The organism is Nocardioides dokdonensis FR1436 (genome assembly GCF_001653335.1).
Taxonomy (GTDB): Bacteria; Actinomycetota; Actinomycetes; order Propionibacteriales; family Nocardioidaceae; genus Nocardioides; species Nocardioides dokdonensis.
In genome coordinates this window covers 1,953,465-1,967,459 of record NZ_CP015079.1, presented here as the reverse complement: position 1 = coordinate 1,967,459, position 13,995 = coordinate 1,953,465, and the positions used below count along the sequence as shown (strand labels likewise).

General features: G+C 74.0%; 13 protein-coding genes and 1 tRNA gene. 3 read left to right on the top strand and 11 right to left on the bottom strand.

Annotation, left to right across the window (positions count from 1 at the left end):
* Positions 1 to 35 precede the first annotated feature (35 nt).
* Together I601_RS09265 and I601_RS09260 are read right to left on the bottom strand one after the other, a co-directional pair.
* Positions 36 to 434 (bottom strand): VOC family protein, encoded by a 399-nt coding sequence (locus I601_RS09265; protein WP_068108582.1) that lies wholly within the window; start codon positions 432 to 434, stop codon positions 36 to 38.
* The gene (locus I601_RS09260; RefSeq protein ID WP_068108580.1) at positions 434 to 1,213 is read right to left on the bottom strand and encodes a methyltransferase domain-containing protein; all 780 of its coding nucleotides are present in this window, start codon (positions 1,211 to 1,213) and stop codon (positions 434 to 436) included. The genes I601_RS09265 and I601_RS09260 overlap by 1 nt, the downstream gene beginning before the upstream one ends.
* 184 nt (positions 1,214 to 1,397) lie before the next feature.
* Between I601_RS09260 and I601_RS09255 the strand changes: the two genes are divergently transcribed.
* Positions 1,398 to 1,883 carry a MarR family winged helix-turn-helix transcriptional regulator gene (locus tag I601_RS09255; protein ID WP_068108577.1) on the top strand — a complete coding sequence of 162 codons (486 nt, stop codon included), beginning with the start codon at positions 1,398 to 1,400 and terminating at the stop codon, positions 1,881 to 1,883.
* Between the two features lie 112 nt (positions 1,884 to 1,995).
* On the opposite strand, the gene I601_RS09250 is transcribed toward I601_RS09255, so the two are convergent.
* The 9 genes from I601_RS09250 to I601_RS09210 form a co-directional block, all read right to left on the bottom strand.
* Entirely contained in the window at positions 1,996 to 3,789 is a 1,794-nt protein-coding gene (locus I601_RS09250) for an ABC-F family ATP-binding cassette domain-containing protein (RefSeq protein ID WP_068108572.1), read from the bottom strand.
* On the bottom strand, positions 3,789 to 4,697 hold the full coding sequence (locus I601_RS09245) for a 4-(cytidine 5'-diphospho)-2-C-methyl-D-erythritol kinase (RefSeq protein WP_068108569.1): 909 nt from the start codon (positions 4,695 to 4,697) through the stop codon (positions 3,789 to 3,791). The genes I601_RS09250 and I601_RS09245 overlap by 1 nt, the downstream gene beginning before the upstream one ends.
* Positions 4,694 to 5,563, bottom strand: a complete 870-nt coding sequence (rsmA, locus tag I601_RS09240; RefSeq protein WP_068108566.1) for a 16S rRNA (adenine(1518)-N(6)/adenine(1519)-N(6))-dimethyltransferase RsmA — start codon at positions 5,561 to 5,563, stop codon at positions 4,694 to 4,696. The genes I601_RS09245 and rsmA overlap by 4 nt, the downstream gene beginning before the upstream one ends.
* 120 nt (positions 5,564 to 5,683) lie before the next feature.
* Entirely contained in the window at positions 5,684 to 6,835 is a 1,152-nt protein-coding gene (locus I601_RS21910) for a resuscitation-promoting factor (protein ID WP_068108563.1), read from the bottom strand.
* Positions 6,836 to 7,146: 311 nt separating this feature from the next.
* The gene (locus I601_RS09230; protein WP_068108562.1) at positions 7,147 to 8,028 is read right to left on the bottom strand and encodes a TatD family hydrolase; all 882 of its coding nucleotides are present in this window, start codon (positions 8,026 to 8,028) and stop codon (positions 7,147 to 7,149) included.
* A complete protein-coding gene (locus tag I601_RS09225; RefSeq protein ID WP_068108559.1) occupies positions 8,025 to 8,885 on the bottom strand; it encodes an alpha/beta fold hydrolase in 861 nt (286 codons plus the stop codon). The genes I601_RS09230 and I601_RS09225 overlap by 4 nt, the downstream gene beginning before the upstream one ends.
* Positions 8,882 to 9,742 (bottom strand): 16S rRNA (cytidine(1402)-2'-O)-methyltransferase, encoded by an 861-nt coding sequence (gene rsmI / locus I601_RS09220; protein ID WP_237089618.1) that lies wholly within the window; start codon positions 9,740 to 9,742, stop codon positions 8,882 to 8,884. Before rsmI ends, I601_RS09225 begins: the two co-directional genes overlap by 4 nt.
* A gap of 10 nt (positions 9,743 to 9,752) precedes the next feature.
* Positions 9,753 to 9,825, bottom strand: a tRNA-Thr gene (locus I601_RS09215).
* Positions 9,826 to 9,873: 48 nt separating this feature from the next.
* Positions 9,874 to 10,587: an SDR family NAD(P)-dependent oxidoreductase gene (locus I601_RS09210; protein WP_068108557.1), complete on the bottom strand. Its 714-nt coding sequence runs from the start codon at positions 10,585 to 10,587 to the stop codon at positions 9,874 to 9,876.
* Between the two features lie 73 nt (positions 10,588 to 10,660).
* On the opposite strand from I601_RS09210, the gene I601_RS09205 reads away from it, so the two are divergent.
* Positions 10,661 to 12,571, top strand: a complete 1,911-nt coding sequence (locus tag I601_RS09205) for a glycoside hydrolase family 13 protein (RefSeq protein WP_068108553.1) — start codon at positions 10,661 to 10,663, stop codon at positions 12,569 to 12,571.
* A gap of 23 nt (positions 12,572 to 12,594) precedes the next feature.
* Positions 12,595 to 13,806, top strand: coding sequence for a DUF4032 domain-containing protein (locus I601_RS09200; protein WP_068108550.1), 1,212 nt, complete (start codon positions 12,595 to 12,597; stop codon positions 13,804 to 13,806).
* The last annotated feature ends 189 nt before the right edge of the window (positions 13,807 to 13,995 follow it).

The following is a 13,995-nucleotide window of genomic DNA, read 5'->3' as shown; positions in this document are numbered from 1 at the left end:
CGGGTTACGCCACCGGTCCAGTCATTCTGCGCAGGTCAGCGCGGGTGCTCCTCGACGGCGAGCAGCTCGACGCGGTTGCCGTGACCGTCGCGCGCGTGCACCCGCTCGTGGCCGTCGAAGGTGTGCCGCTCGGTCAGGTCCACCTCGAAGCCCAGCGCCTCGAGCCGCGTCGTGGCCGCCTCCAGCGCCGCCACCGAGTCGAGCAGCAGCGCCGGGTGCGCCTTGCGTGCGGGTGCGAACGCGTCCTCGACGCCCACGTGCACCTCGGCGCCGACCGCGCCGGCGTCGTCGTACGCCCGGAACCAGGCGCCGCCGCGGGCCCGCAGCGCCACCGGCTTCTCGACCTCCACCAGTCCCAGGCCCTCGGCCCAGAACCGGCGTGCGGCGTCCTCGCCGCCGCGCGGGCAGGACACCTGGACGTGGTGCAACCGCATCACGCACCTGCCTTCTGCGCCACGACGAAGACCCGGCGGAAGGCCAGCACCACCCCGGCGGGACCGGGCACGTACGCCGCACGCAGCCGGCGCCGCAGCTCGGCCTCGAACCCCGGGCGCAGGTCGTCCGGCAGCGCCTGGAGCGTCGGGCGGGCGCCGGTGGCGCTGACCCACTCGAAGACCGGGTCATCGCCGGTGAGCACGTGCAGGTACGTCGTCTCCCAAGCGTCGACGCGGGCGCCGAGGCGGGCCAACGCGTCGAGGTAGGTCGCGGGGTCGTGGCTCGCGGGGACCGCCACCCCCTGGGTGTGCGCGGCGTACGCCGGCTCCGCAGCCAGCTCGGCGCGGATCGTGTGGCTCGGCTCGTCGAAGTTGGCCGGCACCTGGAGCGCCAGCCAGCCGCCCGGCGCCACCCGCTCCAGCAGCGCGGGCAGCAGGTCGAGGTGGCCGGGGACCCACTGCAGGGTCGCGTTCGAGACCAGCACGTCGACGCTCGCGCCGCCGGCCGCGAGCCACTCGCGCAGGTCGGCCCGCTCGACCTCGACGTGGGGCACGTCGCGCCGGGCCGCCTCGACCATGGCCGCGCTGGAGTCGAGGCCGCGGACCTCCGCGTCCGGCCAGCGCTGGGCGGGCAGGGCGGTGAGGTTGCCCGGGCCGCAGCCCAGGTCGACCACCGTGCGCGGCGCCTCCGCGCCCACCCGGCCCAGCAGCTCGACGAAGGGGCGGCCGCGCTCGTCGGCGTAAGTCAGGTAGTGCTGCGGGTCCCAGCTGTGCGTCATGGCCGCTCCGAGTCTCTTGACGTCAAGATATCCACAGTCTGCAGACAAAGTGTCTTGACGTCAAGAGACTTCCTTGCCGCTGGGCGAGGCCCGGAGCGTGGCCCCGGGGCCACCCTGAGGGGCGCGACCCGGGGGCCGGCAGGTCTCTTGACGTCGAGAATCTCGACGGGCGTAGGGTGGGCGCATGCGAGACGAGGTCGACGAGCTGGTCGAGGCGTGGGCGCGGGAGCGCTCCGACCTCGACCTCGGCCCGGTCGAGGTCTTCAGCCGGATCAGCCGGCTCGCGCGCTACCTCGACCTCGCCCGCCGCGCGGCGTTCAGCGCTCAGGGCGTGGAGTCGTGGGAGTTCGACGTGCTCGCCGCGCTGCGCCGCGCCGGGACGCCGTACGAGCTCTCCCCCGGCCGGCTGCTGCGCGAGACGCTGGTGACCAGCGGGACGATGACCAACCGCGTCGACCGGCTCGTCACGCGCGGGTTCGTCGAGCGGCTGCCCGACCCCGCCGACCGGCGCGGGGTGAAGGTCCGCCTCACGCCCGAGGGCAAGGCCACCGTCGACCGGGCCTTCACGGCCCTGATCGAGGCCGAGCGCGGCTTCCTGGCCGACCTGCCCACCCACGACCGCGAACGCCTCGGCGACCTGCTGCGCACCCTGCTGACGCCGTTCCGCTGACGTCGTCCGCGCTGACGGTTTCCCCGGGTACCCGGGGAAACTGGAGGCGTTCGGGTGTTGCAACACCCCAACGCCTACGGAATCCCCGGGTACCCGGGGAAACCGCACGGGCCTACTCGAGCAGCTCAGAAGCCTCGAGCCACTCCAGCTCGAGCTCGTCCTTCTCGGCGGCCAGCGTGCTGAGCTCCTTGCCGAGGGTGGCGACCTTGGCGTGGTCCTGGGCGTGCTCGAGGACCAGGGCGTTGAGCTCGGCCTCGCGGGCGTCGAGCCGCTTCATGGCCTTCTCGACGCGGGTCACCGCCTTGCGGGCCGCGCGCTCCTCGGCCGAGCCGGGCTTCGCGCGCTTCGAGGCCGGTACGTCGCTCGCGCCGACGCCGCCGCCCCCGCCGGTCACGGACCCGGAGGCCGCCCCCTGCGCCCGGCGCTCGAGGTACTCGTCCACGCCGCGCGGCAGCATCGAGATCTGGCCGTCGCCGAGCAGCGCCCAGACCGAGTCGGTGACCCGCTCGAGGAAGTACCGGTCGTGCGAGACGACGATCAGGGTGCCCGGCCAGGCGTCGAGGAAGTCCTCGAGCACGTTGAGGGTGTCGATGTCGAGGTCGTTGGTGGGCTCGTCGAGGAGCAGCACGTTGGGCTCCTCGAGCAGCAGCATCAGCAGCTGGAAGCGGCGCCGCTCGCCACCGGAGAGCTCGCCGATGCGCGCGGTCAACTTGTCGCCGGTGAACCCGAAGCGCTCCAGCATCGAGGTCGCGGAGATCTCGCCGCCGTCGGTCTTCACGACCCGGCGGTAGGACTCCACCATCGGCAGCACCCGGGCGTTCGGGTCGAGGTCGTCGAGCTGCTGGGTCAGGTGCCGCATCGAGATCGTGCGGCCGTGCTTGACCTTGCCCGCGCTCGGGGCCAGGTCGCCGGCGAGCATCGCGAGCACCGAGGTCTTGCCGGCGCCGTTGACGCCGACCAGGCCGACCCGGTCGCCCGGGCCGAGGCGCCAGGTGGCGTCGGTGAGCAGGGTGCGCTCGCCGCGCTGGAGGTCCACGTGCTCGACGTCGATGACCTGCTTGCCCAGCCGCTGGGTGGCGAACTTCTGCAGCTCGAGCCGGTCGCGCGGCGGCGGGACGTCCTCGATCAGGGCGTTGGCGGCCTCGATGCGGAACTTGGGCTTGGCGGTGCGGGCCGGGGCGCCGCGGCGCAGCCACGCCAGCTCCTTCTTGGCCAGGTTCTGGCGCCGCGCCTCCGAGGCCGAGGCCTGGCGGGTCCGCTCGGCCTTTGCCAGCACGTGGGCGGCGTACCCGCCCTCGTAGGCGTCGACGACGCCGTCGTGGACCTCCCAGGTCCACTGGCAGACCTCGTCGAGGAACCACCGGTCGTGGGTGACCACGACCATCGCGGAGGGACGCTTCTTGAGGTGCCGGGCCAGCCAGGCGACCGCCTCGACGTCGAGGTGGTTGGTGGGCTCGTCGAGCACGATCAGGTCGTGCTCGCCGAGCAGCAGCGCGGCGAGCGAGCAGCGTCGGCGCTCGCCACCGGACAGGCCGAGCACCGGCCGGTCGAGCGAGACGCCGGCCAGCAGCTCCTCGACGACCTCGCGGGTGCGGTAGTCGGCCGCCCACTCGTGGTCGTCCATGCCGCCGAGCACGGCCTCGCGCACCGTGTGGGTGTCGGTGAGCTCGTCACCCTGGTGCAGGTAGCCCACGTGCAGGCCGCGGGACATCGACACCCGGCCGGAGTCGGGCTCCTCGAGCCCGGTCATCACCTCCAGCAGCGTGGTCTTGCCGTCGCCGTTGCGCCCGACGATGCCGATCCGCTCCCCCTCGGCGATGCCGAGGGAGACGTCGGTCAGCAGCGGACGCACGCCGTAGGACTTGGAGACGCGCTCGAGGTTGAGGAGGTTCTGGGGGGCAGCCATCAGACGTACTCCACCACGTGCGCCCCCGCGACCGGCGCGGGGACCACCGATGTACGCCGGTGGCCGCGCTCGGCGAGCTCCGCCTCGACCCCCTCGGCCTGGTCGCGGTCGGCGCACAGCAGCAGCACGCTGGGCCCGGATCCCGACAGCAGGGCGGCGTGCGCGCCGGCGGCCAGGGCGTCGTCGAAGGTGGTCGCGAGGTCGGGTCGAAGGCGCAGGGCGGGCTCCTGGAGGTCGTTGCGCAGCAGGCGCGCGAGCTGCTCGACGTCGCCGTCGGCCAGCGCGTCGTACAGGGCGGAGGGGATCTCGGGGGTCGGGACGTCGCGGCCGGCGTGCAGCTCGTCGAAGGCGCGGTAGACGCCCGGGGTGGCCAGGCCGGCGTCGTCCTCGACCACCACCCACCACCAGGAGCCGTGGTCGGCGACCGGGGTGACCAGCTCGCCGTGCCCGCTGCCCAGGGCGGTGCCGCCCACGAGCGCGAACGGCACGTCGCTGCCCAGCCCGGCGGCCAGGCGCAGCAGGTCGTCGTCGGGGGTCTGCAGGTCCCAGAGCCGGTCGAGCGCGACCAGGGTGGCCGCGGCGTCGGCCGAGCCGCCGGCCATCCCGCCCGCGACGGGGATGCCCTTGCGAATCTCCACCTTCGCGGCCCGGTCGAGGCCGTGATGGGCCGCCAGGGCCCGGCCCGCGCGCAGCGCGATGTTGTCGTCGCCGGAGGGCACCTCGCCGAGGTCGATGCGCCCGTCGCCGCGCAGGTGCACCGACCACTCGAGCTGCTCCTCGACGGTGACGTCGTCGTAGAGCCCGACGGCCTGGTAGAGCGTGGCGAGCGGGTGGTAGCCGTCCGCGCCCAGCGCCCCGACGCCGAGGTGCAGGTTGATCTTGGCCGGAGCCCGGACCGTGAGGCTCATCGGGCCACCTGCGCGAGCGCCTCGGCGATCCGGACGTAGTCGCCGACCTCGAGGGTCTCCCCGCGGGTGAGCGGCGCGACCCCGGCCTGCTCGAGCGCGGCGTCGACCTCGACGGCCGGCGCGAGCGCGCGCAACACCCCGCGCAGCGCCTTGCGGCGCTGGGAGAAGGCGGCGTCGACGACCGCGAAGACCTGCTCGCGGGTCGCGGTGGTCTGCGGCGGGTCCCGCCGGGTCCAGGCCACCAGCCCCGAGTCGACGTTGGGGGCGGGCCAGAAGACGGTGCGACCGATCGCGCCGGCGCGACGCACGTCGGCGTACCAGGCGGCCTTGACCGACGGGACGCCGTACACCTTGGAGCCGGGGCGGGCGGCGAGCCGGTCGGCGACCTCGCTCTGCACCATCACCAGGCCGCGCTCCAGGGAGGGCAGCAGCGCCAGCAGGTGCAGCAGCACCGGGACGGAGACGTTGTAGGGCAGGTTGGCCACCAGCGCGGTGGGCGCGGGACCGGGCACCTCGGTGACGCGCATCGCGTCGCCCAGGACGACCTCGAACCGGTCGGCCTGCGCGGGGGCGTGCTCGGCGATGGTGCGCGGCAGCCGGCCGGCGAGCAGCGGGTCGAGCTCGATGGCGACCACGCGACCGGACACCTCGAGCAGGGCGAGGGTCAGCGAGCCCAGTCCGGGGCCCACCTCGAGCACCACGTCGTCGGCGCCGACGCCCGACTCGCGGACGATGCGCCGCACGGTGTTGGGGTCGATGACGAAGTTCTGGCCGCGCTGCTTGGTGGGGCGCAGGTCGAGCTCGGCCGCCAGCTGACGCACCTCCGCCGGCCCGAGGAGTCTCGGGCCGGCGGAGGTGTCAGTCATGGCTCCAGCCTAGGCGCGGGCCACGGCCGCCTGTCAGGCGACTCCTGCACTTGTCGGGTGTTGCAACGCCCATCCAGTGCAGGAGTCCCCGGTCGACCGGGGACTCATGCAGGCGGACCGTCAGCGCAGCCCCAGCTTGGAGGAGCACGACGGCCAGGCGCCGTACCCGCCGTTGGCGTCACGCAGTCGCGTGGCGACGGCGATCTGGGTCTCGCGGCTGTTCGTGTGCGGGTAGCCGGTGCCGCCGTAGGCGCGCCAGGTCTGCAGGTTGAACTGCAGGCCGCCGTAGTAGCCGTTGCCGGTGTTGATGGCCCAGTTCCCGCCGGACTCGCACTGGGCGAGGCTGTCCCACACCGAGCTGCCGCCGGCGTAGTTCGCGGCGGGGGCGGCGGGAGCGGTGGGCCGCTCCTTGGTGCCGACCTCGACGACGCGGTCGACGGGCTTGCGGGTGACGGTGGCGCTGAGCAGCGTGCGGTTCGCGACCTGGCCGTTGCGCAGGGTGACGCGGTACGTCGCGCTGCGGGCGCCCGCGCGGCCCTCGCGGGCGACCTCGTCCTCGCCCTCGAACATCGAGGAGTCGTTGCGCTCGACGGTGCCGAAGGCGATCGACTCGGTCATCTTGCGGGTCACCTTGCGCACGTCGGTGAAGACGATCTTGTCGCCGTTGCGCACGCGCTTGTCGAAGCCGGGCTTGACCTCGTCGAGCTTGTCGACCTTCACGCCGAGCTCCTCGAGGGCGTCCTCGACGGTGCTGGCGGTCATGGTCTTCTTGACCGGCTTCTTGCCGGCGACGACCAGGGTCAGCTTCTTGGGGGTGACGACGTCGAGCTCGGCGCCGGAGCGGTCCAGCTCGCCACCACGGCTCAGCGACAGCTCGGCGCCGTCGAAGCCGCGGCCGATCTGCGCGAGCGCGGAGTCCACGTCGGTGGCGGTGACCCAGTGCGTCTCGGTCTTGCCGTCGACGGTCAGGTCGAGCGGGCGGCCGTAGCGCACGGAGATCTCGCTGCCGTCCTCGATCGGCTCGCCGAGCGACGGCGCGACCTGGTCGTGCTCGCCGATCTCGATGCCTTCGTCGGCCAGGACGTCGCCGACGGTCGCGGCGCGGGCGTCGAGCTGGCGCTCCTCACCGTCCACGGTGAGGGTGACGGTGTCGGCCATCGCGCTGTAGCCGAGGGTGGTGCCGGCCACGGCCAGCACGACGACGGCGCTCAGCGAGACCAGCCAGACGCGGCTGCGGGCGGCGGTCGAAACAAGGGTGTTGATACGTCGCACAGTTCTCCAAGGTCGGAGCTGTCCGGGTCTCAACCCCCGCCGGCGGCCCGTCCGCGCCGCACCACTATCGTGCGTGGTGCTGGAGTGACGGGAGTGCCGGGCGACGATCGTGCTGGCCACCAGCGGCACCGGCGGGACCATGGCGATCCCGGCTGTCAGTACTCCACCACACCAGAGCCCCCCGCGTCCGGCCAAGTCCTGGACGCGCGACGTGAGCAGGCTCTCGCCACGCTGAGCACCCCTGCTGAGGAGCTGTCGGTGCAGGTCAGCGCGGGGATGAACGGCGCTCTCAGCCCCTCTAGACGTCGATCTCAGATGGACGACGCGGCCGCGCCCCAGGTGCCGCCGAACGCCTGTTCCGTGGCGGCGTCGATGCCGGCGCAGAGCTCGGCGAGGTCGTCGCCGCGCACCTCGGCCATCGTCCGCACGGTCAGCGGCACCAGGTAGGAGGCGTTGGTGCGGCCCCGGTGCGGCATCGGCGTCAGGTACGGCGCATCGGTCTCGACCAGCAGCCGCTCACCGGGCACCAGGGCCAGCGCCTCGCGCAGCGGGTCGGCGTTCTTGAAGGTGATGGTGCCCGCGAAGGACAGGTGGGCGCCCCGGTCCAGGCAGCGCCGCGCGAACTCCGCGTCCCCGGAGAAGCAGTGCATCACCCAGCGCTCGGGCGCGCCCTCCTCGTCGAGCACGGCCAGCACCTCGTCGTGGGCGTCGCGGTCGTGGATGACCAGGGTCTTGTCGAGCCGCTTGGCGAGGTCGATGTGGCGGCGGAACGACTCGACCTGCGCGGCGCGCCCCTCCTCGCCGGTGCGGAAGTGGTCGAGGCCGGTCTCCCCCACCGCACGGACGCCGGGGTGCGCCCCGGCCAGCTGCTCGATCTCGGCCAGCGCCGCCTCGAGCCGCCCGGCGGCGGCCAGGCGCGGCGCCTCGTTGGGGTGCAGGGCCACGCTCGCGACCAGGGCGTCGTACGTCGCTGCCGCCTGGACCGCCCAGCGGGCGCCGGGCAGGTCGCAGCCGATCTGCACGATCCGGGTCACCCCGACCGCGGCGGCCGCGACCAGGGCCTCCTCGACCGGCAGGGCGGGCGCGTCGCCGCGGCCCATGTCGAGGTGGCAGTGGTTGTCCACGACCGGGTGCGGCAGCGGCTCCGGGACCGGCGGGAGGTCCTCGCGCGGTGCGGTGGCGGGCGTGCTCATGTGCCGGTGATCCTCTCGAGGACGGCCTCGGCGGCGGCGTCGGGCGCCTGCGAGGGGATCCAGTGGGTGACCCCGGCGAGCACGACGAGCTCGTAGGGGGCGTCGACGTACTCCTCGGTGCGCTCGGCGCCGTCGCGGTCGAGGAAGGAGTCGCCGTCGCTCCACACCAGGGTGGTCGGCACGGTGACGTGGCGCGCGGACCGGTCGCGGTCGACCAGGCCCAGGGCGCGGTACCACATCAGGCCGCCACGCAGCGCTCCGTGCGCGACGATGCCGCGCTCGAAGTGGGCCAGGTCGTCGGCGTCCATCCCGGCGCGGGTCAGGATGCGGGCGGCCAGGCGCGGGTGGGCCAGCACGCGCTCGGCGAGACCGCGCACCTGGAAGGCACCGACGTACCAGGAGCGCAGCGGCTGGCGCGAGGAGCGCATCGAGCGGGCGAGCGCGCGCGGGTGCGGGACCGAGAAGGCGGTGAGGGTGCGGACCTGGTCGGGGCGGGCCTGGGTCAGCGACCAGGCCACGATCGCGCCCCAGTCGTGCCCGACGAGGTGGACCGGGCCGCCGACCCGCTCGATCAGGGCGACCACGTCGGCGGTGAGCAGGGAGAGCCGGTAGTCGCGGCGCCGGGGCGGGCGGGCGCCCGGGGAGTAGCCGCGCTGGTCGGGCGCGAGGGTGCGCAGGCCGTGGGCGTGCAGCCGGGCGGCGACCTGGTGCCAGCTCGAGGCGCGCTCCGGGAAGCCGTGCAGCAGCACGACGACGTCACCGTCGAGGGGGCCCTCGTCGACGACGTCGAACTCGAGGCCGTCGTGGCGGTAGGAGGTGATCCGCGCCGGCAGCGGGCGAGGCGGCAGCCCGCTCATGGCACGTGCACCAGCTGGTAGACCTCGCGCTTGGGCACCCCGGCCAGGCGGGCGACCTCGGCGATCGCCTCCTTGCGCGACATCCCCTCCTCCTCGCGCTCGGTCACGGCCGCGACCAGGGCGGCGGGCTCGGTGGAGAGGGCTGCGGTCGGGTCGGCGCCGGTGACCACGATCGTCACCTCGCCGCGCACGCCCTCGCCGGCCCAGGCGACGAGCTCGCCGAGCGGTCCGCGGCGCACCTCCTCGTGGGTCTTGGTCAGCTCGCGGCACACGGCGGCGACCCGGTCCTCGCCCCAGGAGGTCGCCATCGCGGCCAGCGCCGCCTCGGTGCGGTGCGGGGCCTCGAAGAACACCATCGTGCGCTCCTCGGCGGCCAGGGAGTCCAGGCGCCGGGCGCGCTCGCCGGCCTTGCGGGGCAGGAACCCCTCGAAGCAGAACCGGTCGACGGGCAGCCCGCTGACGGCGAGCGCGGTCAGCACCGCACTGGGTCCGGGCACCGCGGTGACCCGGATCCCGACCTCCACGGCGGCCGCGACGAGGCGGTAGCCGGGGTCGGAGACGCTGGGCATCCCGGCGTCGGTCACCAGCACCACGCGCTGCCCGGCCTGCAGCGCCTCGAGCAGCGTGGGGGTGCGCGCGACCTCGTTGCCCTCGAAGTAGGACACCACGCGTCCGCTCAGCTCGATGCCGAGGTCGGTGGTGAGGCGGCGCAGGCGGCGGGTGTCCTCGGCGGCGACCACGTCGGCCCCGGAGAGCTCCGCGGCGAGGCGCGGCGGGGCGTCCCCGGCCTGGCCGATGGGGGTGGCGGCCAGCACGAGCACGCCGTACGGGGCGCTCGGGCCGGTCGGGCCAGTCAGGTCCGTCACGAGCCGGTGACAGGGATCGAACCTGCGACATCCTCTTTACAAGAGAGGTGCTCTGCCAACTGAGCTACACCGGCGGGGGCGCCCCAGCCTAGCCACGGCGACAGCCGGCGCGCCGTCGGGGCTCAGCTCATGCCGCCGTCGTGGGCGAGCACCGCGCCGGTCATCATCCGCGCGTCGGCGGAGGCGAGGTAGACCACCGAGGAGGCGATCTCGTCGGCGCTGGAGGCCGGGCCGGGCAGCATCGCGAGCAGCCGGTCGGAGACGCGCGGGTCGAGGTCGGTCGGGTAGTTCTCGGCCACCCGGGCGATGAGCGGGGTGTCCACCGCGCCGGGGCACACCGCGTTGACGCGGATGCCGTCGGGCGAGAGCTCCAGGGCCAGCGAGCGGGTGAGCGCGGTGAGCCCGCCCTTGGCGGCGGCGTACGCCGCGGCGTAGGGCTGCGGGACCCGCCCGGCCACCGAGGAGACGTTGACGACGCAGCCGCGGCTCGCACGCAGGTGCGGCAGCGCGGCCTGCATCAGGAAGAAGGGGCCCTTGAGGTCGATGGCCTGGACCCGGTCGAAGAGGTCCTCGCTGATGGTCTCGAAGCGCCCGAACTGGACGATGCCGGCGACGTTGGCCAGCACGTCGATGCGTCCTGCGGCCGCACAGGTGGCGATCGCGGCGTCGACGGCGGTCTTGTCGCCCACGTCGCACGCGACGTAGGTGACCCCGTCGGGCACGGTCGGGGCGATGTCGAGCCCGAAGACGGTGTCACCCAGGTCGCGGAACCTCTCGGCGGTGGCGAACCCGATGCCGGAGGCTGCTCCGGTGATGACGACGACACGGTTGCTCATGCGCTGAACCTAGAACACGTTCTAGTTCGGGGCAAGGGCGACCCGACCCGGACCGGCCTGGGACGATGACCCGATGAGCAGCACCTCCCCCGGCGCCACCCCCTCCCTCCTGCACGAGCCGCACCACGACGGCTCCGTGCTCTACCTGGACCCCGAGGCGCCCGCGCCCGGCTGGCCGGTGCGGGTGCGGCTGCGCACCTGGGTGGGCGACCCCGTCGAGGCGGTGTGGCTGCGCACGTCGTACGACGCCGAGCCGGTCTTCCACCGCTGCGCCGAGGTAGGGCGCGACGACTCCGCCGACGGCCAGGGCTCGGTGTGGTGGGAGGGCGAGCTGCCGGTGCACAACCCGGTCACCCACTACCGGTTCCTCATCGCCGGCCCCGACGGGACCCAGCGCTGGCTCGGCGCGGCCGGGGTGGTCGACCACGACCCGCCGGACGCCCTCGACTTCCGTGTCACCAGCCACGCCCCGCCCCCGGAGTGGGGCCGCGAGGCCGTGGTCTACCAGGTCTTCCCCGACCGGTTCGCCCGCTCCGCGGCCGCCGACGAGCGCCCGGTGCCGGCGTGGGCGGTGCCCGCGGCCTGGGACGACGAGGTCGTCTTCGAGGGCTCCGACCCGCGCACCCCGCTGCAGTACTTCGGCGGCGACCTCGACGGTGTCACCGAGCACCTCGACCACGTGGTCGAGCTCGGCGCGACGGTGCTCTACACGACCCCGGTCTTCCCCGGGGAGTCCAACCACCGCTACAACGCCTCCACCTTCGACGGCGTCGACCCGCTGCTGGGCGGCGACGACGCCTACGCGCGGCTCTCCGCGGCCGTGCACGAGCGCGGGCTGCGGCTGCTGGGCGACCTGACCACCAACCACACCGGTGACACCCACGAGTGGTTCCGCAGCGCCGTCGCCGAGCCGGACGGGCCGACCCGGGGCTGGTACTGCTTCCGCGCCGACGGCTCCTACGAGTGCTGGATGGGCCACCACACGCTGCCCAAGCTGGACCACACCGACCCCGGGCTGCGCGCCGCGATGACCGAGGGCCCCGACAGCGTCGTGGCGCGCTGGCTGCGGGCGCCGTACGACGTCGACGGCTGGCGCATCGACGTCGCCAACATGACCGGGCGCCTCGGCGCCACCGACGTGGCCCACGACGTGGCGCGCACGGTGCGGGCCACCGCCCACGCCGAGCGTCCCGACGCGCTGGTGATCGGCGAGCACAACCACGACGCCTCGCAGGACCTCGACGGCGACGGCTGGCACGGCACCATGAACTACTCCGGCTTCTCGTGGCCGGTCTGGTCGTGGCTGCGCGACCCCGCCTCCCCCGCCCGCGCGTTCGGGCGGCCGCTGCCGGTGCCGCGCCGACCCGGGGCGCTCGTGCAGCGCTCGATGCGCGAGTGGGTGGCCCGGCACGGCTGGCGGGCCACGACCTGGTCGTGGAACATCCTCGGCTCCCACGACTCCTCGCGGATCCGCACCCTGACCGGCTCCCCCGAGGTGCACCGCGTCGCGGCCGGGCTGCAGTTCACGCTGCCGGGCGTGCCGATGGTCTTCGCCGGCGACGAGATCGGCCTCGAGGGCGTCAACGGCGAGGACGCGCGCCGCACCATGGCCTGGGACTCCCCCGAGGGCTGGGACCGCACGACGATGCAGGTGTACGCCGACCTCGCCCGCGTGCGCTCGGAGCACCCGGCCCTGGTCCGCGGCGGACTGCGCTGGGCGCACGTCGACGACGACACGCTCGTCTTCGTGCGCGAGCACCCGGCCGGCTCGGTGCTGGTCTGCGCGCGCCGGGCCCCCGGCGGTGCGGTCGAGCTGCCCGCGGCGGCCCTCGCGCAGCCGACCCACGACGGCGCCCCGGCCCGTCCGGTCGGCGAGCCCGAGCCGCTCCTGGCCACCGCGGGCGCGCCGCGAGCACTCGTCGTACGCGACGGGGTGCTGGGGGTGCCCGCCGGCGGGGTCGGCGTGGAGCTCTGGCGGCTCTGAGCGCTCGGCCCTAGGCTCGCCGGATGGCCCTGCGCATCGTCGCCAGTCGACCCGACCCGGCCATCCTCACCCTGCCCTGGTCCACGCCGCTGGAGGACTGGGGCGACGAGCACACCGTCCCGCTGCCGCGCGGGCTCTCGCGCCACGTGGTGCGGATCGTGCAGCTGCGCGAGCGGGTCTACGCGGTCAAGGAGACCGTCGAGGAGATCGCGGTGCGCGAGTACCGGCTGCTGCGCGACCTGCAGCGGATGGGCATGCCGTCGGTGGTGCCGCAGGGCGTGGTCGCCGGACGGGTCGACGCCGACGGTGAGCCGCTGCCCGCCGCGCTGATCACCCAGCACCTGCGCTTCTCGCTGCCCTACCGCAGCCTGTTCAGCCACGGCGCCGGGCGCGAGGACCTGCCCTCGCTGATCGACGCGCTCGTGGTGCTGCTGGTGCGGCTGCACCTGGCGGACTTCTACTGGGGCGACGTGTCGCTGTCGAACGTGCTTTTCCGACGCAGCGCCGGCGGCTTCGCGGCGTACCTCGTCGACGCGGAGACCGGCGAGCTGCGCCCCAGCCTGTCGAGGCAGATGCGGGAGTACGACGTCACCGTGGCCACCGAGAACGTCTTCGCCGAGCTGCTCGACCTGCAGGCCAGCAGCACCGGGCCGAACGAGATCGACCCGCACGAGGTGGTCACCCTGCTGCAGCGCCGATACGACGAGCTGTGGAGCGAGCTGACCGGGCACGAGGAGTTCTCCTCGGGCGAGATGTGGCGCCTCGAGCGGCGCATCGAGCGGCTCAACGACCTCGGCTTCGACGTCGACGAGCTCGACATCGTCACCGACTACGACGGCGACCAGGTGCGGATCCAGCCCAAGGTGGTCGAGGCCGGGCACCACCGCCGTGAGCTGCAGTCACTGACCGGGCTCGACGTCGAGGACGCCCAGGCCCGGCGCCTGCTCAACGACCTCGCCGCCTTCACCGCCCACCACGACCTGGGCCGCGAGGACCGCCAGCTCGTCGCGAACCGGTGGTTCACCCGCGTCTACGAACCGCTCACCGCGATGATCCCGCCCGAGTCCCGCGGCAAGCTCGAGCCGGCCGAGTTCTTCCACGAGGTGCTGGTGCACCGGTGGTACCTCTCGGAGCGCGCCGAGCGCCCCGTCGACATCTTCGACACCGCCCGCGACTACATCGACACCGTCCTGGCCACCCGCCCCGACGAGGCCCTCGCCACCGACCCGGAGTAGCGACCCGGCCCAGATGTTCCGCCGACCCGGCCCAGATGTTGCGCCCAGTCGGCGCAGAGATCCCGCCGAGTCGGCCCGGATCTACGCCTGGCGGTGGGGCATTCCCGGACCCGGCCAGCGCGACATCTGGGCCGGGTCGGTGCGACATCTGCGCCGGGTCAGTGCGACATCTGCGCCGACTCGCGGGTG

Bases quoted from the DNA above. Each gene is read 5' to 3' on its own strand.
- I601_RS09265 (WP_068108582.1), bottom strand. From the start codon at position 434: ATGCGGTTGCACCACGTCCAGGTGTCCTGCCCGCGCGGCGGCGAGGAC.
- I601_RS09260 (WP_068108580.1), bottom strand. From the start codon at position 1,213: ATGACGCACAGCTGGGACCCGCAGCACTACCTGACTTACGCCGACGAG.
- I601_RS09255 (WP_068108577.1), top strand. From the start codon at position 1,398: ATGCGAGACGAGGTCGACGAGCTGGTCGAGGCGTGGGCGCGGGAGCGC.
- I601_RS09250 (WP_068108572.1), bottom strand. From the start codon at position 3,789: ATGGCTGCCCCCCAGAACCTCCTCAACCTCGAGCGCGTCTCCAAGTCC.
- I601_RS09245 (WP_068108569.1), bottom strand. From the start codon at position 4,697: ATGAGCCTCACGGTCCGGGCTCCGGCCAAGATCAACCTGCACCTCGGC.
- rsmA (WP_068108566.1), bottom strand. From the start codon at position 5,563: ATGACTGACACCTCCGCCGGCCCGAGACTCCTCGGGCCGGCGGAGGTG.
- I601_RS09230 (WP_068108562.1), bottom strand. From the start codon at position 8,028: ATGAGCACGCCCGCCACCGCACCGCGCGAGGACCTCCCGCCGGTCCCG.
- I601_RS09225 (WP_068108559.1), bottom strand. From the start codon at position 8,885: ATGAGCGGGCTGCCGCCTCGCCCGCTGCCGGCGCGGATCACCTCCTAC.
- I601_RS09210 (WP_068108557.1), bottom strand. From the start codon at position 10,587: ATGAGCAACCGTGTCGTCGTCATCACCGGAGCAGCCTCCGGCATCGGG.
- I601_RS09205 (WP_068108553.1), top strand. From the start codon at position 10,661: ATGAGCAGCACCTCCCCCGGCGCCACCCCCTCCCTCCTGCACGAGCCG.
- I601_RS09200 (WP_068108550.1), top strand. From the start codon at position 12,595: ATGGCCCTGCGCATCGTCGCCAGTCGACCCGACCCGGCCATCCTCACC.